This is a genomic window from Ruegeria sp. B1 (assembly GCF_056535885.1).
The window spans coordinates 353,496-375,853 of record NZ_JBQFJA010000002.1; the positions used below are offsets into that span (position 1 = coordinate 353,496).

At 55.6% G+C, this 22,358-nt stretch carries 25 protein-coding genes and 2 pseudogenes; 7 read left to right on the top strand and 20 right to left on the bottom strand.

What is annotated here, in order from left to right; genetic code table 11:
• Nucleotides 1-100: 100 nt before the first annotated feature.
• Nucleotides 101-265: a hypothetical protein gene (locus ACR3ES_RS24450; protein ID WP_480634794.1), complete on the bottom strand. Its 165-nt coding sequence runs from the start codon at nucleotides 263-265 to the stop codon at nucleotides 101-103.
• 276 nt (nucleotides 266-541) lie between these two features.
• Between ACR3ES_RS24450 and ACR3ES_RS24455 the strand changes: the two genes are divergently transcribed.
• Complete coding sequence (locus ACR3ES_RS24455) at nucleotides 542-1,024, top strand: GFA family protein (protein ID WP_170438156.1); 483 nt, start codon at nucleotides 542-544, stop codon at nucleotides 1,022-1,024.
• A gap of 283 nt (nucleotides 1,025-1,307) precedes the next feature.
• On the opposite strand, the gene ACR3ES_RS24460 is transcribed toward ACR3ES_RS24455, so the two are convergent.
• The 8 genes from ACR3ES_RS24460 to ACR3ES_RS24495 form a co-directional block, all read right to left on the bottom strand.
• Nucleotides 1,308-1,763: a DUF1284 domain-containing protein gene (locus ACR3ES_RS24460; RefSeq protein WP_170438154.1), complete on the bottom strand. Its 456-nt coding sequence runs from the start codon at nucleotides 1,761-1,763 to the stop codon at nucleotides 1,308-1,310.
• On the bottom strand, nucleotides 1,760-2,347 hold the full coding sequence (locus ACR3ES_RS24465) for a biotin transporter BioY (protein ID WP_170438152.1): 588 nt from the start codon (nucleotides 2,345-2,347) through the stop codon (nucleotides 1,760-1,762). Before ACR3ES_RS24465 ends, ACR3ES_RS24460 begins: the two co-directional genes overlap by 4 nt.
• 522 nt (nucleotides 2,348-2,869) lie before the next feature.
• A complete protein-coding gene (locus tag ACR3ES_RS24470) occupies nucleotides 2,870-5,404 on the bottom strand; it encodes an autotransporter domain-containing protein (protein ID WP_170635518.1) in 2,535 nt (844 codons plus the stop codon).
• Between the two features lie 203 nt (nucleotides 5,405-5,607).
• Nucleotides 5,608-5,775 carry a hypothetical protein gene (locus ACR3ES_RS24475; RefSeq protein WP_480634795.1) on the bottom strand — a complete coding sequence of 56 codons (168 nt, stop codon included), beginning with the start codon at nucleotides 5,773-5,775 and terminating at the stop codon, nucleotides 5,608-5,610.
• 158 nt (nucleotides 5,776-5,933) lie between these two features.
• Complete coding sequence (locus ACR3ES_RS24480) at nucleotides 5,934-6,299, bottom strand: helix-turn-helix domain-containing protein (protein ID WP_170635523.1); 366 nt, start codon at nucleotides 6,297-6,299, stop codon at nucleotides 5,934-5,936.
• Nucleotides 6,300-6,310: 11 nt separating this feature from the next.
• Complete coding sequence (locus ACR3ES_RS24485; protein ID WP_170687757.1) at nucleotides 6,311-6,655, bottom strand: type II toxin-antitoxin system RelE/ParE family toxin; 345 nt, start codon at nucleotides 6,653-6,655, stop codon at nucleotides 6,311-6,313.
• 200 nt (nucleotides 6,656-6,855) lie between these two features.
• Entirely contained in the window at nucleotides 6,856-7,272 is a 417-nt protein-coding gene (gene repC / locus ACR3ES_RS24490) for a replication initiation protein RepC (protein WP_480425607.1), read from the bottom strand.
• A complete protein-coding gene (locus ACR3ES_RS24495; RefSeq protein WP_480425756.1) occupies nucleotides 7,272-7,862 on the bottom strand; it encodes a S8 family peptidase in 591 nt (196 codons plus the stop codon). Before ACR3ES_RS24495 ends, repC begins: the two co-directional genes overlap by 1 nt.
• Nucleotides 7,863-7,962: 100 nt before the next feature.
• Here ACR3ES_RS24495 and ACR3ES_RS24500 point away from each other — a divergent pair.
• Nucleotides 7,963-9,080, top strand: a pseudogene (locus ACR3ES_RS24500) (IS3 family transposase).
• 516 nt (nucleotides 9,081-9,596) lie between these two features.
• Entirely contained in the window at nucleotides 9,597-9,731 is a 135-nt protein-coding gene (locus tag ACR3ES_RS24505) for a hypothetical protein (protein ID WP_480634796.1), read from the top strand.
• A gap of 466 nt (nucleotides 9,732-10,197) precedes the next feature.
• Here ACR3ES_RS24505 and ACR3ES_RS24510 read toward each other — a convergent pair whose 3' ends face one another.
• From ACR3ES_RS24510 to ACR3ES_RS24545, 8 genes are all read right to left on the bottom strand, one after another.
• Nucleotides 10,198-11,232 (bottom strand): IS110 family RNA-guided transposase, encoded by a 1,035-nt coding sequence (locus ACR3ES_RS24510; RefSeq protein WP_170438032.1) that lies wholly within the window; start codon nucleotides 11,230-11,232, stop codon nucleotides 10,198-10,200.
• Nucleotides 11,233-11,588: 356 nt separating this feature from the next.
• Nucleotides 11,589-12,065, bottom strand: coding sequence for a hypothetical protein (locus tag ACR3ES_RS24515; RefSeq protein WP_480425605.1), 477 nt, complete (start codon nucleotides 12,063-12,065; stop codon nucleotides 11,589-11,591).
• A gap of 85 nt (nucleotides 12,066-12,150) precedes the next feature.
• Entirely contained in the window at nucleotides 12,151-12,441 is a 291-nt protein-coding gene (locus ACR3ES_RS24520; RefSeq protein WP_480425603.1) for an addiction module antidote protein, read from the bottom strand.
• Nucleotides 12,442-12,445: 4 nt separating this feature from the next.
• Nucleotides 12,446-12,739, bottom strand: coding sequence for a type II toxin-antitoxin system RelE/ParE family toxin (locus ACR3ES_RS24525; RefSeq protein WP_170438038.1), 294 nt, complete (start codon nucleotides 12,737-12,739; stop codon nucleotides 12,446-12,448).
• A 37-nt stretch (nucleotides 12,740-12,776) separates the two neighbouring features.
• Nucleotides 12,777-13,169, bottom strand: coding sequence for a hypothetical protein (locus tag ACR3ES_RS24530; protein WP_170438039.1), 393 nt, complete (start codon nucleotides 13,167-13,169; stop codon nucleotides 12,777-12,779).
• A complete protein-coding gene (locus tag ACR3ES_RS24535) occupies nucleotides 13,166-13,504 on the bottom strand; it encodes a hypothetical protein (RefSeq protein ID WP_170438041.1) in 339 nt (112 codons plus the stop codon). Before ACR3ES_RS24535 ends, ACR3ES_RS24530 begins: the two co-directional genes overlap by 4 nt.
• A complete protein-coding gene (locus ACR3ES_RS24540; protein WP_480425735.1) occupies nucleotides 13,494-14,156 on the bottom strand; it encodes a hypothetical protein in 663 nt (220 codons plus the stop codon). The genes ACR3ES_RS24535 and ACR3ES_RS24540 overlap by 11 nt, the downstream gene beginning before the upstream one ends.
• Nucleotides 14,157-14,219: 63 nt before the next feature.
• Nucleotides 14,220-16,088, bottom strand: coding sequence for a ParB/RepB/Spo0J family partition protein (locus ACR3ES_RS24545; RefSeq protein ID WP_170438043.1), 1,869 nt, complete (start codon nucleotides 16,086-16,088; stop codon nucleotides 14,220-14,222).
• A 417-nt stretch (nucleotides 16,089-16,505) separates the two neighbouring features.
• Here ACR3ES_RS24545 and ACR3ES_RS24550 point away from each other — a divergent pair, with 417 nt between their 5' ends.
• Nucleotides 16,506-17,645, top strand: coding sequence for an IS110 family RNA-guided transposase (locus ACR3ES_RS24550; protein WP_480425094.1), 1,140 nt, complete (start codon nucleotides 16,506-16,508; stop codon nucleotides 17,643-17,645).
• 303 nt (nucleotides 17,646-17,948) lie between these two features.
• Here the strand turns inward: ACR3ES_RS24550 and ACR3ES_RS24555 are convergent.
• Nucleotides 17,949-18,176: pseudogene (locus tag ACR3ES_RS24555) on the bottom strand (hypothetical protein); the annotation flags it as partial.
• Between the two features lie 895 nt (nucleotides 18,177-19,071).
• On the opposite strand from ACR3ES_RS24555, the gene ACR3ES_RS24560 reads away from it, so the two are divergent.
• The 3 genes from ACR3ES_RS24560 (at nucleotide 19,072) to ACR3ES_RS24570 (ending at nucleotide 20,387) form a co-directional block, all read left to right on the top strand.
• Nucleotides 19,072-19,344 (top strand): BrnT family toxin, encoded by a 273-nt coding sequence (locus tag ACR3ES_RS24560; protein ID WP_170438047.1) that lies wholly within the window; start codon nucleotides 19,072-19,074, stop codon nucleotides 19,342-19,344.
• The gene (locus ACR3ES_RS24565) at nucleotides 19,316-19,588 is read left to right on the top strand and encodes a BrnA antitoxin family protein (protein WP_480425594.1); all 273 of its coding nucleotides are present in this window, start codon (nucleotides 19,316-19,318) and stop codon (nucleotides 19,586-19,588) included. The genes ACR3ES_RS24560 and ACR3ES_RS24565 overlap by 29 nt, the downstream gene beginning before the upstream one ends.
• Before the next feature lie 292 nt (nucleotides 19,589-19,880).
• Nucleotides 19,881-20,387 (top strand): GIY-YIG nuclease family protein, encoded by a 507-nt coding sequence (locus ACR3ES_RS24570; protein WP_170438049.1) that lies wholly within the window; start codon nucleotides 19,881-19,883, stop codon nucleotides 20,385-20,387.
• 187 nt (nucleotides 20,388-20,574) lie between these two features.
• On the opposite strand, the gene ACR3ES_RS24575 is transcribed toward ACR3ES_RS24570, so the two are convergent.
• Both ACR3ES_RS24575 and ACR3ES_RS24580 read right to left on the bottom strand, forming a co-directional pair.
• A complete protein-coding gene (locus tag ACR3ES_RS24575) occupies nucleotides 20,575-21,912 on the bottom strand; it encodes a DUF4942 domain-containing protein (protein WP_170438051.1) in 1,338 nt (445 codons plus the stop codon).
• Nucleotides 21,909-22,217, bottom strand: coding sequence for a hypothetical protein (locus ACR3ES_RS24580; protein WP_170438053.1), 309 nt, complete (start codon nucleotides 22,215-22,217; stop codon nucleotides 21,909-21,911). Before ACR3ES_RS24580 ends, ACR3ES_RS24575 begins: the two co-directional genes overlap by 4 nt.
• Between the last annotated feature and the right edge of the window lie 141 nt (nucleotides 22,218-22,358).

Sequence of the window (22,358 nt, forward strand, 5' to 3'; positions counted from 1 at the left end):
CAGACCACCCAATCCGGAAACCAGGGGCGGACTGTCAGTTAACCCACACGCGGTGCCCGACTTGCGGCCGGATGTTAGGCTGTCAGGATGATGTAACCGGTTAGTGCTGCAGTGTGCGCCAAGGCGTAGCGGCGGCCCGATGAACCGATGAACCGATGAACCGATGAACCGATGAACCGATGAACCGATGAACCGATGAACCGATGAACCGATGATACGCCAGACCCAACCGGCCTGCAAGTAACAGGCTGAATTTATTGTGCAAATTGGCGGTTTTTAGCCAAGCACTCGCAGGCCAATCAAATCGTCCCATACCGAACAATAGAACCAGTTGACTGCCTTCGGGAAATTCCCAAATCCTATATTTAAATAGACACCAGCTATGATGGGCCCTGCGCTTATGAGGTCCCGCTCATCCACCTTTTACCAAGTGATTTTGAATGTCCGGTTTCTGCGATTACCGCCTGCCGCAAGAGCAAAACAGAAGATACCGGTTTCCGGCAGTACTAGCCCATCTCTGACATTTGACGGTGTGCAGTGAATGGCCGATTGTGTGGAAGTCAGCCTTGGCACAAAATGCTGGAAAGGAAAAACCTTGAGATTTGCTGGAGGGTGTCATTGCGGTGCAATCCGCGTCGAACTGGAAACTTCGCGCAGACCTGAAGACCAAATCCTGGGTGCCTGCCAGTGCTCGTTCTGCCGAAAGCACAATGCTAGAGCCTTTTCCGATCCGTCAGCTAGGCTTTCAATCACCGCGTCGCACTACGACGCCTTGCACCTATATGAGTTTGGTCTACGCACTTCCAAGCAGGTTATCTGTAATCGCTGTGGCGTTTATGTCGCCATGATCTTGATTGACGACGAGGAGGTGTTGAGTGTGCTGAACATCGATGCGTTGAACGAACGGGCGCGATTTACTCAAGAAGCACGACCTCGTGTCTATGACAACGAGAGTAAAGCAGAACGTATTCAGCGGCGAAGACAACAATGGATACCGACTACACTGGTGGGCTGGCTCAACTGATTTTGCCAATGATCACATCGCTATGCGCAAACCTCGACTTCCCGGCAGCGTTTACTTGAAAGCCGATTGTGGTCATGGCTCCCTAGTGTTAACAGACCTTATCCAAAGTTCGCACCACTATCCTATGTTCGGTTTGAGCCCAAAGTGGCGCGGATGCTACGCAGGTATGCACGTCAGCTGGTGGGACGCCCCAAACGGCGCTTTTGTAAGTGACAAATCTTCTGCGCGTTCCAAGCCAAGCGTAGCAGTGCTTTTTGACATGCAGCCTCAATCATACGTTCGGTTATGTTTCACAGCGCTTGGTAGGCGTGGACGATTTGGCTGTGAGCCGAACGTCACGGTAACCGTTCGCCGCCACCATCGCGCATAGCGATTTCCATTGGCATCCGCCACACGCTCCACTGACACGTTGCGTTGCATATGCAGACCGCAGGTTGGCAAGCCGTACAGCGCCGAGCGTTAACCTGTCGCCTGTTGCAACCGGGCATCCAAGAGCGGATGCAACTTGTCCTTGCGCAATCCGGTCGCGCCACCGGACACGATCCGTAAGGCAGTGCCCGTCACCCCCTTCAAGAAGAGGTGCACAGATATCGTCCGGGCCCTCAACGATCTGTACATCTTCACCGTCGCTGAGACGTGACGCAATTCCATCAAGGTTGAACACGAAGTCCGAGTTGTAACCTTTTCCAACATAGGTCAGCACGCACAGCAAATGGTGCGCGCGCAAGCGGACGGTCACGAACCAGGCGCGCGCTTTATCCTCTGGGCGGCCCAATAAAGGACCATTGCACCAAGCGCGGATTTCAGCACGCCACCGACGACGAAGGGTATGACATCATTGGTGATTGCGGGTCCAACGCCGATCAGAACCGCCAGCCACGCCGCCCCGACAACCAGGCACAGTGCGTTGCCTGCCAGCATCGCGGCAAAGGCAAGACCTACGCGATGGCCGTTCCAACCACGTTCCACGAGCCAGCCCGTCAGCGCACCGGCCAGGACAAAAGCAAAGAGGTAGCCTCCTGTGGGGCCGATGAAATGATGGGCGCCCGCCGCACCACCCGCCAGCACGGGGAGACCAAGCGCCCCCTGACCAAGCCAGGCGACGATTGTCGCCACGCCCAACCTCCACCCATAAAGCGCGCCTATCAGCGTCACCGCAAATGTTTGCATGGTCACTGGCACTGGGATCATCGGCACTTCGATGTAGGACGACAGCGCAAGAAACAGAGTGCCGCAGATCACAAAAACAAGCTGCCAAAGAGAAGACATTTGACCCATGCCTATGGGGCTACCGACGGCATTTGGGGATGGGGACAAAGACATATCACTTCTCCGTTAATGTGCGATCAAGCTGACGGCGATCACAGTACCGTGGCCGACCGAAGCTCTGTTGGAAAGCGTTTGGAACGCGTTGAACCAGCACGTCGGAAGATACCTGCCGAAACGGTGCTGACGCCCAAACGACGCCGGCGGACGCCCGTAGTAAGCCCATAATCGACCGATGCTGGAGCAGACCTTGACCGCATCCCTCTCAACAGAAAGAAACAGGAACAGCTTCTTCAAATAAACGGCCCGGACCAGGGGGCTGGGTCAATTGGCATCGATACTGGCGTTACCCATCCGTCGAGACCAAGCCCCAACCTGTGATGCTGTAAGGTTACCGCGGGTTCGACGGGACTTAGCTGCCAGCGTTTCGAAAAGCGTATATCGAAGACCGCACATTGGTTAGCGCTCCTGGAAACTTCGGCCTTGCCCTAACGTTACTTGTATAACTTTGAACAAAAGGAACAGTCGAGCGCCTCACCACAGCTAGAGCCGGATGAAGCGCATTCCGGTCAACTTGGCCTAAAACCTGATCGACGCATCGATACTGAAGCCCTGGTTCTGTGCGAGGTCTCCGAATACACTGTAGTAGCTCAGGTCGAAGAGGACGCCATCCACCTGATGTCTCAGACCCAGCTCGACCAGAAGTGTGTCCTTTTCAACCGGAGTACCGGCAACGTCAAAGATACTGCTGTCGTTAAATCGCATGGTCTTGACCGGGTCCAAATCACCGAGCGCACGGTGCCAGCCCAAGCTGCCATTCAGCAGGGTCGCGTCACTGCCAACGATTTGAAGCTGACGCTCAAACCGGGTGCCCAATGAGAAGACACCGACTGAGTGTGAAGAAGTGCCAGTGGAGAGAGCTGCTGCACCGCCTTCCTCGACAAAGTCGTGCGTGCGCTGATTGATAAGCGCCAAGCCGGTGAACGGTTCAATTCGGGCGAGCTGGGTTGTGTGTGTATAGCCAACTTCGCCAAAGGCCTGGAATGTGTTGGCCGCGTAATCTGCGCTCAGCTCATCGGAAAAGCCGCCGACAGTCACGGTCCGGTCGGTGGTAACCTTGTGCCAGGCATTGCTTGCCCCGAACCGGAAGTCGAAGTCATTCAGTTGATACCCGGCATATGCTCCCAGAGTGAAGCTATTGGCATCCCCAGAAGCTTCACGTGTATCGACAGTCACACTGCTATTGCCATAGCCAGCAAACAGACCGACCTGCCATCCACGGCGGTTCTGTGTGTCGACACCAGCAAAAAAGCCGACCGTCTGGCTGTCTATTGCAGCCGTATCGTCGGTTTCGCTGATTTCGCTCCATTGACCGTAGCCCTCGAACCACCCCATAGAGCTTCCACCGGATCGGTCCTGGGCAATCGCCTGTTGTTCGTTTGGGACAACACCATCGAAGGCGCTGCGGAGACGGTTGTTAACCGCAGTGCGACCAAGGCTACTGTCTTGAAGCAGCAAGCCATCGACCGAAGGGTGTATTTCCCCGGAAAGACTGTCATATGCACTGCGCGCATCATCCGCGCTGAGGCCCATGACCGCATTCAGGACATCATTGCTTGCGTTCAAGCTACTGACAGCGATCGCCACATTTCGCTGGTTCTCTGTGACGGCGACATCCGCAAGGCTCGTCAGGTTACGCTCCAATACCAGGATGACCTGGTTGGGCGTTCTATAATCCAGAGCCGAATCCAGAAACGCAAAACTATCGGTGACGCCACCAAAGGTTCCAGTGATATGACTGTCGGCCGTCAGGATGGTGTATGCAGTGGACGGCGCATAGTAGAAACCGGTATCTGTGGCATGTTCAGCCGAAACATGGACCATGGCCCCTTGGTCAATCGTCACGGCACCATCAACGGCCAGAAGATCGGCCTCGCCATTCCTATTGATCTCAACTGCGTAGCTTGAGCCTGCGCTCAGGGTGATATCCCCCTCTACATTCAATGCGCCGATGGAATTGCCTGGCGCAAGGGTTGATCCATTGTTTGCAGTCACCGCACCAACCGTACCGTCGCCACCAAGCACACCACCATCGTTGAGCGTAACCGCGTAAAGGCTCCCATTGACTAGCACTACGCCTCCGGACACCGTCGTGTTTCCCGTAATGCTGCCGCCGTCATCCACCTGCAACGTGCCGCCATTGATCGTCGTATCACTGGCTATACTACCACCGTCAGCCAACCGCAAAGTGCCACCCGTGATCGTCGTACCGCCGGTATAGCTGTTCTCGTGGGTCAGAATTGTTGTGCCGTTCTCGACCAGAACAGAGCCAGGGCCGCTAATGCTGGCTCCGAACCTATAGTCGGTGTTAGTGTGATTGAAGACCAGTTCGCTGATACCCGATAGGGGGAGTGGTTTGTGGAAGTCGACAAATCCAGCTGCGACAGCATCCTGCCCCGAAGCCGCACCAATGTTGAACGTTAGATGACCATCAGGGTGAGATTGGTATGGGCCAGCATTCGCTTCCCCCTGAGAGGCATCACGATAAACCGGCGTACACGCAGCCGAACCAGGGATAGGGTCGCAACGGACGTACACGCGGTAATTCCCTGTTGCCTCACGGACCCTGAACATTCCGCCATTCGAGATTGTAATGGTTGCGGTCTGCACATCGGCGTAACTGTTGAGGAATCCCAAATGACCGCTTGAAGGTGGAGTTAGCTCCAACAGGGAGCCCTCACCATCGATTTCAAGTTCGGTTTCATAAGCGCAGTCAGAGTCCGGACGACGGGAATTATCACTTCTGACACAGTAAAGATCCTGTCCAAACACAAGCTGCACCACCTCAGGCTGCGCCCCACCGATCCTAACGACTCCACCGTCGGCAATACTGAGTTTTCCCAGCCTATGTGGCTTGGAATAGACGGAGATACCTGAGGTCTCCACGATCGCTCCCGGGCCAGCAACAGAAAACTCGCCGCCGCGCACAGCTATGCCATTGGATGTTACGAGTCTTTGCCCATCAGAAACCACAAACCTCCCATCATTGCCATGCTCGTTGCCGATCGTAAGCGCAACAGCACCGATATCAAGCGTTTCACCGTCAGGACTCAATACTGGAGTGCTGGTTCCAGGGAGGGTTAACGTGCCAAAGCTTTCAAAAGTATCAAAATTCGTAGAGTCTTCTTCGCCCTCGACCCAATACCCGAAGAACCCACGCCCCGCCTCTGCCTTAGCGGGAGACGACCCCAGCCCGGGCGTCAGAATGGTGCAAACTGCGGCCAGCGCTGTAGTCTGCAGCAGGGCGGCGCGACGGATTATGAACCGATGAACCGATGAACCGATGAACCGATGAACCGATGAACCGATGAACCGATGAACCGATGATACGCCAGACCCAACCGGCCTGCAAGTAACAGGCTGAATTTATTGTGCAAATTGGCGGTTTTTAGCCAAGCATTCGCAGGCCAATCAAATCGTTCCATACCGAACAATAGAACCAGCTGGCTGTCTTCGGGAAATTCCCAAATCCTATTTTTGGATAGATACCAGCTATCGCGCCTGTACGGTCACACGCAATCGCACACCACCACTTCCCGTTCTGTGAACCCAGCCGTCAGTGACGAAAACCTTAGTGGCTTTGTCAGACCGCGCTCACCCTTGATTTAACGGGTTTGCCCCTCTTCATCGGGATTTCGGCCGTTGTGCCATCAGGCATTTCGGCCAGAAGTCGCAGACGGCCGCCCATGCCAGCGACATAGCGTTCCAGGGTTCCAATCTTCGCCCCGGTCAACTCAGCATTTTCGAAACGCGAGACCTCGCCCTGGGCCAGGCCGGTCTTCTCGGCGAGGTCCTTCTGGGTGATCGAGAGCGCCTTGCGGATTTCGGAAAGGTGCAGCTCTGCAGCCATTTCGCCGGCCAGCGCTTCGATACGCTCACGTCGATCCTGCGGCAGTGCCCGAATGCGGTCACCTGCATTTCCGAAGGCTGTTTTCTTCAGCTTTACCATCGATCTTCCTTTCATTCCGCATCAAGCCACGCGTCGAAGCGTTCATCTGCAGTTGCGATGAGGCTCTTGTAAAACCGCTTCTGGTTCTTGCCCTGCTTGTTGCCACCAACCAGGACGACAGCATTTCTCTCTTCATCAAACGCGAAAGCAAATCTCCAGACACCCTGCTCTTTAAAGCGAATTTCCTTCATATTGGCGTGCCCAGAACCTGCGAGTGTATCGACACGTGGTCGCCCCAACTGCGGTCCGTATTGCTCAAGCAGCAAGATTACCGCATCAAGCTTGTCACACACCTCATCTGGCAACTCCTCGCGTTCTTCGACGAAGTCCGGATGCTCAAGTACGAGCCACGTCATGATAGAAATATAGCTCCTAATTTATATCGGTTCAAGCAGATATTTTCAGCCGAACGGTTCAGGGCGAAATTCCATAGCCTCACATCCTACGCTCCGACATTCGACCATAGCGCTCCTTGATAACGGCACGGACCTTTTCTCCGTCACGCCGATGAACGCTATGTACAAAAGCAATTTGGACATGCCTCTGTGCCACTGCATTACGCCGCCTGTCCACTCAATCGGCCGTAGAAGCTGCGCTCGAGATGCAGTTCCCCTGCCCCGGCTTTCTGAACAATGCCTCGCAGATATCCGCCCGGAGACGCAACTTCTCCGGCGCAATGCTTGTCAAATGTCAGAACCAGTGCCGCTGTTGCGATTTGAGGCCCAAGTCGGTCTTGCGCCAGGCTCCAGGCGTGCTCGGAAACGCCAATCATCGGCCTCAACTGCCCGGCAACTCGGTGAAGATCGCCCCAATCTTTCAGATATCCTCCCATATTGCGCGCCCATGACGCGAATTCGGGACAAGCCTGCATTACAGTCGGCAGATCGAGCGCTGCACCGCGTTTTTTCTGGGCCTCAGCAACCCAATTTGCCAACTCCCTATCCACCTGTTCTTCCGGTGGTGCACTGGGCATCACGCCCGCCGCTTGCTCAGTTTCTGAGCGATTTCGGGGGCGGTCAGGAAAGGCCACTGGCTCTTCAAGACGGCATAGGCTCCAGTGACATGCGGGGCGGCCATGGACGTTCCGCCATCGTAACGAACCCCGCCGCCATTATTGGCGCTAAGGATGCCTGAGCCTGGCGCAGCGAGGCAAAAGTGCATTGCGACGCCGCAGTGGTTGGAAAAGCCCGCTATTTTTATCCTTTTTTCTTCATCATCTTCATTGGGATCAACACCGACAGCAACGACGGCGATGATGTAACCGTTATAGTCGGGTAGTAAGTGTGGAATGCCTGCAAGGTATGAGACTTCGGGCAGGCCGTAGTCGTTGCCTGCAGCAAAAACGCTCATCAAGTCAGCCGCTTTGGCGTCTTTCAGGGCTTTGATGTTTGCGGGCCCAAGTCTCCGCTCGAGATCGGAGCCACTTGCAAAATCAGTGATTGGTATGACGACGTTCCTATTACCGTCCCATTTGGTATAGGCCCAGCTGTGGTTTATGACGTGCGCCTCGGCCATGATTGAGCGGTTTATGGAAGCAGACAAATGACCAAGTCCTTGGAGGATGAGAAGCTCAGATTCAAAGGCAACGCCGTGCGTGCCTCGACCGTCTGTCTTGGCCCCCTAAAACTGTGCCACAGTTGGCTTAGTTTTGGAGACGGGATTGATGGCGCGGAAACGGTATTCGGACGAAGATATTCTGCGGCTTTTGCGCGAGATTGAGCTGGGCCTGGCATCTGGTTCGGATGTCGCGACGGCGTGCAGAACGGCTGGTGTCAGTGATGCGACCTATTACACATGGCGCAAGCGGTTTGGTGGGATGGGACGATCTGAGATGGCCAATCTGAAGGCGCTGCAGAAAGAGAATGATCGGCTCAAGAAAATCGTGGCTGAGCTTGAACTGGACAAACTCATTCTCAAGGAGAGCCTTGATTATCTAAAGCCAAAGGCCTGACGGCAGACCAGCTTCGTCAGGCCGTGGTCCACACCCGACAAAAGCTGGCAACCTCTGAACGGCGCACCTGTCGCGTGATTGGATTGGCGCGGAGCACGCTGCAATACCGCGCAGCGCCAAAGGATGATGAGGCGTTACGTCTGGCGATGATCCGATTGGCCAAACGGTATGGGCGCTACGGCTACCGCAAGGTCGCCGAGCTGCTGCGTGTCGAAGGCTGGGCAGTCAATCATAAAAAGATCGAACGACTATGGCGCGAAGAAGGCTTGCAGCTCCCACAACGGCACAAGAAACGCAAACGGCTGTACCACAAGGACAGCTCGATCATCCGGCTCCGACCGCAACATCCCAATCACATCTGGAGCATTGACTTTGTCCACGACAAGCTGAGCAACGGACAGAGCTACAAGATGCTGACGGTGCTGGATGAGTATACCCGTGAGGCGCTCTGCGTAGCGGTCAAGCCGAAGATGAACAGCGCAGACGTGCTGGATGCGCTCTACCCACTCTTATTGCGGCACGGGAAGCCCGAACACATCCGTTCCGACAACGGCGCGGAGTTCATCGCAACGGCCCTGCAGACCTGGTTAAGAAAGGTGGGCATTAAGCCGATCCAAATCTACCCGGGATCACCTTGGGAGAATGGATACAACGAGCGCTTCAATGGCACTCTGCGCCGGGAAGTCCTCAACGCAGAATGGTTCCACACCACCAAACAGGCTCAGATCGTCATCAATACCTGGCTTAGACAGTACAATCGTGTCAGACCCCATCAGGCTCTAAACATGCGACCGCCCGTTCCAGAAACCTTGCTCAAAACTGGCCCATAGAATTGGGGCTGGACAATGTTGTGCTTGACGGTGATCGATTTGATCTCGCCGGTTGCGTCATCGGTGTTTACGAAGAGAACCCCGCACCGGTCCCAGTAGTTCGTGCCATCTTTTTCACCGGTTTTGACGTTCAGTTTCAGAGTTTGAGTTGCCATTGTTAGATCCTCGCTTTTGAGTGTTTCGATGGACATGATTTTTGCGGGCACTAAGGGGATGTCAGCGACTATTTTGCTTCGCGATGCAAAGGCGGGCTTGCCCGCCGGCGGAAAATAGTCGTTGAAGCTGCCGATCTTTACGCAGATCGGCAGCGCCGGTCCCGACTGCTCGCATATGTTCATCTTGAAGAAACACGGGAGCGAGGATCTTCATTGGCAACGGCGGAGAGGCAGTCAGAGCGGATGAGTGGCACGAACTACTGGGACCGCTGCGCGCGGAACGATCGAACGGTTGCTCAACGATGACAAGGCGAACTCAAGGCGATCTGCCAAAAAACGCATCGTTCTGACCTGTGAACTGATGGCCTTCCCAAAACAGAATGACCTGCAGGAGCTGGGAACGGATTACGATGGCGGCACACACCGCCCTTTTCTGATGGCGAAGGCGACGGTCGGTCTGTCCGGCCCTGGGCCGCGCAAGCGCGGACCAGGTTAACCGCCGGACGCTATCTGCAAGGGTGTGACCAGGTGCAGCGCTGATGTTGAGTGCCGGCCGCGGTCGCGGCCGTCGAAGCGAAGCGCAAGTCGCGCTGGCACGTGGGGCGACGGCCCCAGGTGCCGAGGGACACCAAAGAACCCTCTACACTCGCGTACCGCCAAAAAAGAGACCCGCCGAAGCGGGCCAGTGAACTCTCACCACGTGTGTGGATGCCCCGCTTAGTGCAAGTAGATTTTTTACGTCATGAGCATGTGATCGGGTGCGGTCGTGTGTCAGGCCTCAGATGTGCGGCTCTCTCACATGGCCGCGGGCCGGTATGGATAGTTCGCGGATCAGGTCCAAATCGAGAGAACGTGTTCGAAACACATCGTGGTGAACTGGTTTTCCTAATCCCGATCTGACGATCATTTGCCCATTCTGTTCAAAACCTCCTCACACTCCCCATTACCGACGACAATGTAACCTAAGCAGCTACCTCAGTCGCCGGAACTTTATAATCTTCTCCTTTCGTCAGCATGGCCCAAATCGCCCGGGCCATTTTGTTGGCTAACGCTATTGCCGCAATCATTCTTGGTTTCCTATCCAGCAAACGGCTGAGCCAAGTAGAGCGTTCTTCTTCAGGTTTGCGGAGTTGGGAGTTGATGGCTGACATCGCACCTACAATCAGTAGCCGCCGAATATCCTTTTGACCCATCTTCGATGTTCGTCCAAGAATTTGTCGACCTCCCGTAGAATGCTGCATGGGAACAAGCCCAAGCCATGCGGAGAAGCTTCGACCTCTATCAAAGGCCTTGATGTCAGGAACAAACGCTTCAATGGCCATTGCCGTAATTGGCCCCACTCCAGGAACTGTTCGTAGGCGTCGCGCAACTTCGCTGGTGTCCGACAACTCTCTGATCGCTTTTTCTAACACCCTGATGCGATCGGTCTGGCAGGCGATCTGCTCCAGATACAATTCCCCAATCTGCTGCACCTCAGAAGGAAGCTCCGCTTCCACATCACGAACATAGGCAGCCAAACGTTTTAAATTGTGTATCCCTTTAGGAACTATGGCACCAAACTCGGCGAGATGAGACCGCAGAGCATTAACTGTTTGCGTTCTTTGGCCAATGATCATCTCCCGGGTTCGAAACAGCATGCTCCGTGACTGCTGACGCTCGCTTTTGACCGGCACAAATCGCATGTTAGATCTTGATGCCGCCTCAGCAATCGCTTCTGCGTCGGCTGAATCGTTTTTCTGCCGCTTCACAAAAGGCTTCACATAAATTGGCGGCACTAGCCTAACCTGATGACCCAGCTTGTCCATTTGCCGCGCCCAATAGTACGCGCTACCACAGGCCTCCATCGCGACAATACCAACGGGCTGTTCTGCCATGAATTTACGGAACTGGGTTCTGCTGAGCTTCTTACGGTAGACGACGGTCCCATCTGCTCCCGCCCCATGCACTTGGAAGACTGACTTGGCCAAGTCGACACCAATGATTGCAACCTCTGTCATGATGGTACTCCCTTAGAAAAATGTGATGACCCACGGTATCACCCTAGACTGCGGGGAGGGGCATCCACTCCATCGAGAGAATTAATCTTAATCGGATTCGGAACTATCGACGTTTTGGATGGCTCGGAGATGTTGAAAGAACATAACCGCACAGATGATAATCATGATCAGCGCCAGCGGACCGTAAATTATTGGCGGGAGTGAATCACGGCCAAAGCCCAACACGGCAAAAACAGCCAACCCAACAAGGGCCTGTAAACCATTCAGCCGCCCGAAGACCCAAAGAACAGCGACGACAAAAGCGCCGAGAAGAAGGAGTAAAAGGCCCATACCCTGCAATTCCGTTTGCTATAGGTTCAGCGATTGCGCGCCCGATCGACAACGCCGTCTTGTGTGATCGCGGTAATCCGATCCTCAGTGCGACGGGTCATCTCGACCCCATCACCTGTCATTGTTGTCTCGGCGTGTTCGGTCCATTTGAAAATGCTTCCGTCAGCTTCGACATGGGTTTCATCTTCGGCTGCGCGACGTTTGACTGAACCGTCATGTCTAACCTCGATCAAAGTTCCATCTGCCATGCGAACAGTGACGGAATGTTCATCTACAGCAACACCCTGCCACCACATATCGGCATCACGACGCACCACGACCCGGTTTGGATGTAGCTTGACCTGCACGTCCTTCGTATGCTTCGGGTCAGCCGCTTTGATGACCACAATCGCCTCCTGCTCAGACGGATCCGCATTGATCGAAGCGCTGCCATTCTTTGGCGGCCAGAATTTGGGTTCAGCCCGGTCCCTGCCACTTTGGTCTTTGTGAAACCCGATATACATCTGCGCGGATTTCCAGACCCGGTGAGCGCTTTTCGCTATTGTCGTTTTTGGTTGGACGGACGTCATCACCCGGCCCCTTTTCTGTTCAGTGTGCTTCGACTTTCGGAATGAGGGTCACCCCCAATTCCTTTAGGACCTTCAAAACGGTTCCCAGTTCAGGGTTTCCGTTTTCACCCAACGCCTTGTAGAGGCTTTCGCGTGACAGACCCGCTGCTGCTGCGACCTTACCCATCCCACGCGCGCGGGCTACGTTACCGACAGCAACCGCAACAACGGCTTTGTCATTGGTTTCAAACGCAGCTTCCAGATAGGCTTCAATTTCCTCGGGGCTGTTGAGGAAATCAGCGGCGTCATATGCTCTCGTCTTGATTGCCATGTCTTTACTCCACGTCTCTGGCCATCGCTTTGGCCCTTTGTATGTCGCCTTGCTGTGAGCTTTTGTCGCCGCCACAAAGCAGGATAATCAGAACTTCTCCGCGAGAGACGTAATACACCCTGTATCCTTTGCCCTCACGTATTCGCATTTCGCTGACGCCCTCACCCACTGGCTTCACGTCACCGGGATTGCCGAGGCTCAGACGGTCAATTCGGATCTGAATTTTCGCTTTGGCGCGTCGGTCCCGAAGTCCCTCCAGCCACGTTGCGAAAGCCTCTGTCATCCTGATTTCAATCATAACTTATTGTATCCTTTGGGCTACGCCCTTTCAAGGGCTAATCGCCCAAGACATTCAATTTATTGGACAATAAAGCTTTGTGCCAGTTGTCACCTGCAGGAATCACATCTTCCTCTTTTTTGAGAACCGCAATCCTGTTTTTAAGCGCGACGATGACCGGCGTGGATGGGTGATCTGCCCGGTAACCGCGTTCCGGCCTGCACAGTGGCGGTGCACCGAACTTCAACAGATGCAATGCCCGCTCAATCACCTTTAGGTCCGTTTCGGCATAGATCATCGTCAGGGGCATACATCCGCTATGGGTGGCCAGATCGCGGTTCCGCTTATGGGACAGGCGGCGCTGAGATAGCTTGATCCCGGCGGTGCACCATTCTTCCACGCTGCTCCACCACACGCGCGTTCCAGGCGTTCTGTAGCTGATCCTGGTCATTGGCCCCGCCGATCTGCACGTTCATCTTCGCAGCGCTGGATGTAGATGAACACCGCAACCCCAAGATCATCCAGACTGGCGCTCTCGGCCATGTCCCGAACACTGGCCCATTGTGGTGCGGTCACGCCCCATGCGCCTTTGCGGTCCTGTTTCATCTCCCGAACCGCCATGACGGTTTCGACGCACATCGATGACAGTTTGTCATTGGCCGGTTTGAGCATTGCGGAAACCTGCTCTTTGTTGGCGGTATTCGACACTGCCGATTTCTCGATCTGATCGAGCAAATACACGATCTTCGTGACCCGCCCGTGATTGGTGTCATTGTCAAACGCCATGAATTTCTCCTTCCATGAGGCTGGGCACGCCAAAGCTGTCCCAAAGTGACAGGGCGCGAAGTCGGTCCTGTTTGGCCTCGGCTTTGTCCTTGTTGCTTTTGGCGGCGGCTTGAAGGTGGTGATACGCGGCCTTCCGCTCTGCCAGTCGATATCCCTCGGGTGATCCTGCGATGTCGCGGGCCTTGATGATGTTGATCAGGATTTCCGGGTGCGTCTCATCGAAGACTGACGCAATCCGCTCCCCTGACGCCGTTGTCCGAAACAACGGAAAAGGCAAGGCGTCTATATCGACCCGACCGATGTCATAGCTATGCAGGAACCCAAGCAGGTAACCGGGATCGGCGGGATCGGCTGGATACGGCGCGCAATTCCATGCTTTGCGAAGAATGGATCGGTTCCGTATCGGCATAGCGTCCAACTTGCGCCGCGCCGTCCGCCAGTCTTCCGCTCGGCGAGACCGCATTTTTGCCTCTCGCACTGCCCAATCTTCCCCGCGCGCCTTCATGACTTCATCTTCGCTCGGCTGTTCTTCCCGGATTTGTTCTGCAAACAGTGGAAGCGCTTCACGCTCCAACCGCTGTTTCCGACGCAGGGCAGACCGCTTGCGGGGCGTGTCGGTGAATTCGTCGTGCTGCCAGTGCTTGAATCGCATCGTTCTATTCTCTTTCCAACGATTGAGGGGACAGGGCGGCTTGAACCGCCCTGCCCGCTTTGTTCAGCCCATGCCCTTCGGCAACCACTTGGCGATCCGCTTCTCGGCGGCTTTGCCCAACTTCATCAATGCCCGCGCTTCGGGGTCATTGAAGAGAGCGTGCAGCTTCGCAACCTTGTCGCCTTTTTTCAGCTTTTCGAACGTGGTGATGGTCGGATGCTCGGGCTTGAGGCCCAGAAGCTCTTTCCAGATGCCGTTCAGGATGGGGCCGCTGACACGGGAGAAGAAATTCTCCGCTGTTGGCGTCCAGACCGCGCGAATATCGGTCTTAACCTCGCGGTCGATCAGCTTTTTCAGCGCCTTGTCTCCACCGCTCAGAACCGCCGCCAGATGTCGGATCAGTTCGGCGTTTATGTGATCCTGACCCTGCTTGCGGAAGGCCCGGAAGCTTTTGACAACATCGCGCGAGTGTTCGCTGCCCTCCCACTCGGTCGGAGTGGTCAGGCGCTCATCCAGCGCATAGCCCGCTGCCTCGGTTGTTGGCCAATTCGGAACCTCGTTGGTGCTGAGCCCGATTGGTTTGCCGTAGGTCACGCCGCCTGAAAGCTGGAAGGCCAAGAGCGAAAGGATCAGGTCTGGATCGGACAGCGCCGCATGTTGCCGTGCGCCCGTCACCACCCGTTTCAGATCGTCAACCAATGCCTGCGACATGTGCGACTTGTTGGAAGTCGGGGTTTCGGTCTTTGCCTCGGCTTTGTGTTTGGATGCCTCCAACACACCGGCCTCAATCGCGGCCTCCTTGTCCTCGGGCTTGACCAGACCGTAGATCACGCTCAGTTCACCGGCGCTGTCAACATACAGGACGATACCGGCATGGTCTTTCTGGATCAGGCTATATTCGCCATCAATGATGCCCTGAAGGTCGGCCAGTTCCTTTTGACCCGGTTCGTCCAGAACCTCACCATTGGCAAGCTCGCCCAACTCGTCATAGCGCTCGGCCTGTTCCTCGGTCAAAACGCCATTCTCGGCATAGATGCGGGCACAGCCCATTTCTCTGAGTTCATAACCGCCAAAGGCATTCGCCAGCGTGAAGTCGGCCCATAGCCAACCTTCTCCCTGACGCATGGTGCGGGCGATGGTGGTCAGCTTGTCCGCAAAGCACTGTTCAAGAATTGCCAGATCATCAAGCAAAGTCTTTTGCTTAAACAGGTCGCCAGAGAGACGGCCACCAGCTTGCTTATAGGTTTCCAGAGTAACAAATTTAGCCCGGCGATCTGTTGCGTTGACCGCATCCGGTTTCAGTTCTTTCCTGATTTGATACTCGGAAATATAGCCCTGCCGCGCACGTTCCAGCACCGGCAAGATCAGTTCGGCATCATCGCAGATCGTGAACGCTGCCGCTTCGCCAAGGCTGATTTCTTTGGCGTCCAGCGCATCAATCACCTGTTCCGGCAGTCCCGCCAGTTTGAGCCGCTTGTGAACATGCGCCTCAGTCACGGCAAAGGCGCGGGCAATACCGATAGCGGGCGCACCGGCCTTGTCCATCTTGCCATAGGCTCGGATTTCCTCGGCGGGGGTCAGGTTCTTGCGGGTGATGTTCTCTGCATTCGCCCATGTCTCAGCCGTTTCAACATCCGGGGCAATCATCACCAGCGGGTTCGCCAGTTCGGGGCGGATGTTGGCAAGGTTGTTGTGTTTCTCCGCCAGATGTTGCAAAGCGCGCAGGCGACGCCCACCAGCGACGATTTCAGCGCCGCCCTTGTCATCGGCCAGCCCGGCAATGCTCTGGATCAGGCCAACGGTCCAGATGGACTCGGCCAGTTCGACAACCTCGGCTTCCGGCACGGTCTGACGCGGGTTCAAGGGTGAGAGGGTCAGGGACGCCAGCGGAAAGCGGGCTTCGGTCGCGGTGATGGTTTCTTGTTTAGTCATTAAGGACATTCCTTGTTTCGTGGTGATTTTTTGTGTTAAGGGTGCCCTACCCTTTCCGGGGTAGAGCGAGGCCGCCTAGACGGCAGCGTGAAGTGTCAAGAAGGCGCGGGCGATTTTTGCGGATAGACCGCCCTTCTTGAGATTGCTCCAAGCCAACTTGCGTTGACGGTCAATTGTGTATGGGTTCATGCACTCACCTCCTTTCCGGCGCAGGTTGCGCTTCCAGTCCCGACCACGTGGCCGGGACCGAACTCAATAATCGCTGGGGAAAAGGATGGTCAGAACCCGACGTGTGTCGGCCAATGAGGTCGGGTTCTCTGTCCCGCCATCATAGGTGAGATTGTAAAAGTTTCCATGCAGGAGGTCGCGCTGACCGGATAGGTTTGGCGCAAAATCTAAGGAGTGGAGATTTCCAAGATGATGACGCCTACTATTGCTGCGACCTGCTTTGTCGCCATTGATCTGAGCAAATCGAAATGGCTTGTGGCGCTTGATGCGCCGCACTTGGCCAAGATCAAATCTGTGCGCCTGGACGGGTTTGATACGCCGGGACTGATCGATCTGGTTCGAACGACTGTTGCGGAGGCGACGGAGCTTTGCGGAGCGGATCAACGACCTGTCGTTTGCTTTGAGACCGGGTACGATGGTTTTTGGCTTCAGCGGCTTCTGTCCAACGAAGGGATCGAGACGCTGGTCGTGGATCCCACGAGCTTCCTCGTGAACCGTAAAGCCCGCAGGGTCAAAACAGATCGCGTCGACGCCGAAGGCATGGTCGTTCTGCTGAAGAACTATTCCTCCGGTGATCGAAAGGCGTTCCGCACGGTGCGTGTTCCAACCGTTGCCGAAGAAGATGCCAAGCGCTTCCACAGAGAACGCAAAAGGTTGATGAGCGAACGCACTGGCCACATCAATCGCATTCGTGCCCTGCTCGCCCTTCAAGGCGTTCGGCACATCAATCCGGCGATGGTGACATGGCGCAAGAGACTGGAAGGCCTCGAGACTGCTGATGGCCGTCCTTTCCCACCTCAGCTGATGCGCGAGGTCGTCCGTTCCTTCGAACGCTTGGAGCTGGCGAACCACATGATCAAGGCTCTGGCAGAGGAACGCGACGAAGCCCTTGCGACTGAATCTGAACAGTTCCCGGAACACGAAAAGGCCGTGCTGCTCGAAGGGCTGCGTGGCGTTGGACGGCACAGCGCGATGCTTCTGTCTGCCGAAGTGTTTGGCCGGGAGTTCAAGAACAGGCGACACCTGTCGTCTTACCTCGGCCTGACGCCCAGCCCCTATTCCAGCGGCGACGTGGAGCGAAGCCAGGGCATCAGCAAAGCCGGAAACCGACCGGCCCGAACCCTCGGGATCGAACTGGCGTGGTGCTGGCTGCGGTACCAACCACAAAGTGCCCTTGCGCGCTGGTTCCGGAAATACACCGCCGAGCGCCCGGGAATGAGAAAGAAAGTTGCCATCGTGGCTCTTGCCCGCAAGCTCATCGTGGCTTTGTGGCGATACGTGGAAACGGGACTTGTCCCGTCTGGCGCGGTTCTGAAGGCGGAGGTGTAAAACGGGATACCAAAACTTCAGAATAACGCGCAACGCCGGATGGTTGAGTGACCGAGAAGATTGATGGTCTTCACAAACCCTGTAGAAGTTTGGTCCCAACCAAGGCGGCTCCATTCCGGGAACGTGAACGGAAATTTGGTTCGGGCAACACGCCCACCGTATGCAAGTCGATGCCACTGGAGTGAGCATATTCGAGGAGCCAAACCAGCGATGCAAAGAAAGAAAAGGCCTTGAAAATGTAATTTCCTCATGCAGATCAATCTTCCACCAGACCTTCTTACCCATCACCTCCATGAAACCCATTTCGTGGGTTCCCTGTGGGTTGTTTTCCTCGGTGAAATCGTCGTTGACTTGGACCGCCTCAAGGCAGGTTTGCAAGAATACCGGGCCTTCGTTGTCGATGGCTGTGGTAAAGACCCACTGGCCGCTCCCGCCTGCGCCTTCACGCTTGCGAAACGCATCATTCTGCTCGGCAATCATTGCGCAAATCTGCTCTTGGGTCAGAGCCAATTCTGCAACCTGTGCATTCATGTTTCGTTCTCCTTCGTGGTGATGCGGTGGCCGATGTGGCCCGTTGGTCGGGGAAACGCTCCACTGGAGCCTTTCCTGATCCTCCCAACTCCGCTTGCGGTTTGGTTTGAACACAGCAGGCCAAGGAAACGGCCTGCTGGACTGACATCGACACACGCACCTCTCCGCGTTTTTCCCGGCGAAGGAGGGGGGCCGATGGAAAAGATCCGTTTCTGATCCGAGGACTGGGGGTCAGGCTGAAATCGGGCAAATTTGGGAGGGACCCGCGCGCTTGCGCGTGGGAAGAACCGGGATTTTCACGATTTCTGCTTGAGGCGCACAAAAAAGAAATGGGAGCCGCGCCCTAGCGCGGATCTCTCTTTGCGCCTTCCCCCTGGACCGAATCTGATACGAGAGATTTTCGGCCCCACGACGCTCGGGAAAACAAGCGCAGCAGACCGCTGGGGCGGTCTGCTCAGCCAATTATGAGAATGTCAGGGCCGGGGTGAGCGCGGGCACAAGTCCGTGTCGATCCCCTGCCCTGTCTCATGATCCATGCGAGCCACGCGCCCCGCGCGGATCTCTTCTGACTTACTGCAAAAGGGATCGTTACCACTTACGGCAGATATGGACGGGCACAGGCGACTTGCGACCGCGGTTAAAGCTGGCTCGATTGAGACAGATTTAACCGCACCTGGGTCGCAGGGAGAATGTGTCTGGCAGTATCCGGTCTGGCGACGGCAACGCCGGTGTCAGACTAGAGCCCGGCCCCGAGCAGAAGGCGGCGGGATGCGCCCATAGCCCATAATCAACTCTGACAAGTCTCTTGAAGTGTGTACACAAAAGAGGTACATACTACTTACCAGCCGATCAAAGGGAAACACTCGTATGAAAAAAGAACGTACTGGAAATCACGATGCTGTTCGACTGGAACGAAAACAAACGTCAGCAAAACCTCACCAAACACGGCGTAGATTTGCTGTTTGCTGCATTAATATTCGAGGGTCCGACCCTCACCAAAACTGATGACCGATACGACTATGGAGAAGAACGGTTTATCTCTCTGGGCTTGGTTGATGGTGCTCCGTTCACCGTTGTTTACACCATGCGCGGCGAGAACATCCGTCTAATCTCTGCCTGGAAAGGAGGTCGGAAGGACTATGAAAAATACAAAGACAGCTTCCCTTGAGGAAATCAGGGCGATGCAGCGTCGCGGCGAAGTCAAGGCGCCGAACGACGATGCTGAAGCCTTGGATATGCCAGATGGCTTTTGGGATGACGCCGACATTGTTGAGCGCCAGCCAAAACAATCTGTGCATCTGCGCGTTGACGCGGACGTTCTTGAATACTTCAAGTCTGGCGGCAAAGGCCACCTGACACGGATGAACGCAGTGCTGCGCACCTATTTTGAGGCGCAAAGAAGCCGGGGCTAAGGCTCCCGGCGCTTGGCTGTAAAAGTTTTCTTGATGACAACTTAATTGACCTCGATTCTGGGTCCCAATGCATAGTGGGGCTGAATATCGTTCGGGCGCGCATCTTTGATGCCATGAAGGTAGAATTTGTACCGTCCCCAGATTTGTCGCCATGTACAAAGTATGACTTGAGCGCCGCACAAATAGATCTTCCCAATCGAGCGGACCCGCCGGAATCTGTGAAAGGCTGATCAGCTGGCGTAGGCTGCAATAAAGCGTTTTTGAACCGACCCCATCAACCTAAAATTATTGTATGAAATACCTGTTCCGGAAAAATACGCGTCGCCGGTCGCCAAGGATACGGTTTTTCGCGAAGCGCGTGAAGATCGGTACGGTCTATCTTCTCGTTAGCGAGCGGAATCCGCGACTGTTCAAGATCGGTTTTACGGAGCGCGCCACGCAAAAGCGCAGGCGCGAGCTGGAACACAGTTCCGGCGAGCGCCTGACGATCGCACATACTGTGCCGCAACCGTGGGCTTTCACCACAGAGCAGCGTCTGCATTGGATTTATCGCGGCAGAATGTTCGGAACTGTTCCTGCAATGGGAACGGAATGGTTTCGGCTGTTGCCCTGGGAGAGCATGAGAGTTGTGCGGTGGCGGATCAATGTCATCGCCAAGCTGACCAAATGGGAAGCGAAATTGAAAATGTCGTTGAAAAAGGGTTTTGAGATCCACACGTACTCAAATCCAAAGGTGTTCCCGAAGAATTCAGAACAAAATCGGTTGACACAAAACTCTGATACAACAGAGGCGCCGTGACTGCGGCCGCTATGTGGTCGCCCCCGCGCGGGAAGCGCACAGTCCTGGCGAATTGGGGCACCGGCCCCGGTTCGCCGGGACACCAGGAACAACCTGAAAGCCTGTGCGGTGGGGATGTAGACTCACGCGACAACACCAAACGGGCAGATGCGGCCCGGGCGCACGATTGATGTACGCCCGAACCCTGTCAGCTGGGACCTAGAGTGATATAGCCCGTGGGAATGTTTGTGCCGCTTTCCGCGAAACTCGCAACGGGCAAATCCTTCCAGATTTCAGAATGCCTCTTGCGCGCGCCCAGATCGTCAAGGTGGCCGTCATAATAGGCGGTTCCGGGCAGAATACAGATCAGCGTTCCTCCGCCATAACATTGACCCTCGGGATGCGGTTTCAGGAATTTGCGGGCGTGATCAAGGTGCTTTCGCCATTCAAGCCCATTAAAAGGCGGGTTCATCACCACCAGATCAAAACGCGGGTCTGGAGCCACCTGCAGAAAGTTTGCCTGCATGACGTGATGGCCTTTGGCGCGGCACTCGGCAACGCGCGGCCCTAAATACTCAACCCCGACGACGCGGGCAAATGGGTTTTGTTCGCGGATCTCATCCAGAAACCGCCCGCACCCGCATTGCGGTTCCAGAATGTCCGGACGGCCGTTCAAATTCACTTTGGACAAGATCAGGTCAACCACGGCGCGCGGCGTCGGATAGTAGGCCAGATTCTTGGCAACATCGGTACCGGGCCGCTTGCGCGTGACTTCTTCGGGGCTGTCGGGCAACGTGTCGCCATAGAACTCGGCAAGCGCCAGATTGATTTCGCGCAAGGTCTCGGGATCAAAGATCAGATGCGCATTGCCATTGCCAAAGCGACGGATTTCAACACCTTCATGATAGCTTGCGCCGTGTTCGTCGGCTTCTTCCAACAGGATTTCAAAGGCTCCTGGCCTGATATGCTTTTCGCCCCTGAAGGCATTGAGCGCGTCAATCGCGTCGCGCAGTCGCTCAAAACCCCAACTGCCATAGCCGCCGACACTTGATAAGATGATGCGCTTGGGCAGACCGGCCACGCCAATCTTGACCTTGCTGTGAGACTTATAGGCCGGGTCCAGATCACAAAAGCACTCGGCCAGGCCGCGCAATATGTGGTGGCGCCGGTCAACAAGATAGGTGCCGAATGTCGCCCCGATATTGTCCAGCGCGAATTCTGGCGGGTTTTCCATTTCCAACGCAAAGCGTTTCCTGTCGGCCGCGCTCGCAATGTCGTTGATAAAGAGACCGTCATAGACGTGTTTCCATGCCGACTTGCGCAGGATGTCTTGCAAGACCTTTTCGCGAACCTCGGGCGCGCTTCCACCGCGTACCGTCCAGATCGAGCCGCCATAAGCGCCGCCCACGCATGACGAAACCTCAAGTGCGCGTACAGCCGCATAGAATGCCTGAATTTCATCAGAAATGGCGGCGGCTTTTTTGTCATACTCTGCGACCACATCGGGCAGGCTGCGCAGCATCGCGGGAACATTGTGCGCGTTCATTTTTTCAACCTTTCGATTTCAAGGGCATAGGTTGCGTTGGCAACCGTGCGGTGCGCGGTGCTGTCGGGAATGCCGATTTCCATCATCCGGCGCATGGTCACGGCTTTGCCCAGAACGGACAGGCTTTTGAAACCGTCGCGGACATAGGCCGAAGGGTCGGCTTCAACTAAAAGACATTCGTTCTCGGTGTGGCCGTGATTGATGGCTTTGGCGCGGATGCCTTCAAGGTTCTCCGGCTTGATCTTGTCGCCCTGCGTCAAACAAACCGCGTAGGTGTAAAGGTGGGTTTCCCAATGGGGGGTCATGTGTCGACCTCGTGGGTATAGGGAATGTCATTGCGGCGCTCTTTCTGCGCCCTGCGGATCGACGCGCGGCACCAGTCGCCTGCGCTTGTCTGACCCTTGATATCTCGGCTGAGTGGGTGCCACGCTCTACAGCCGTGGCAC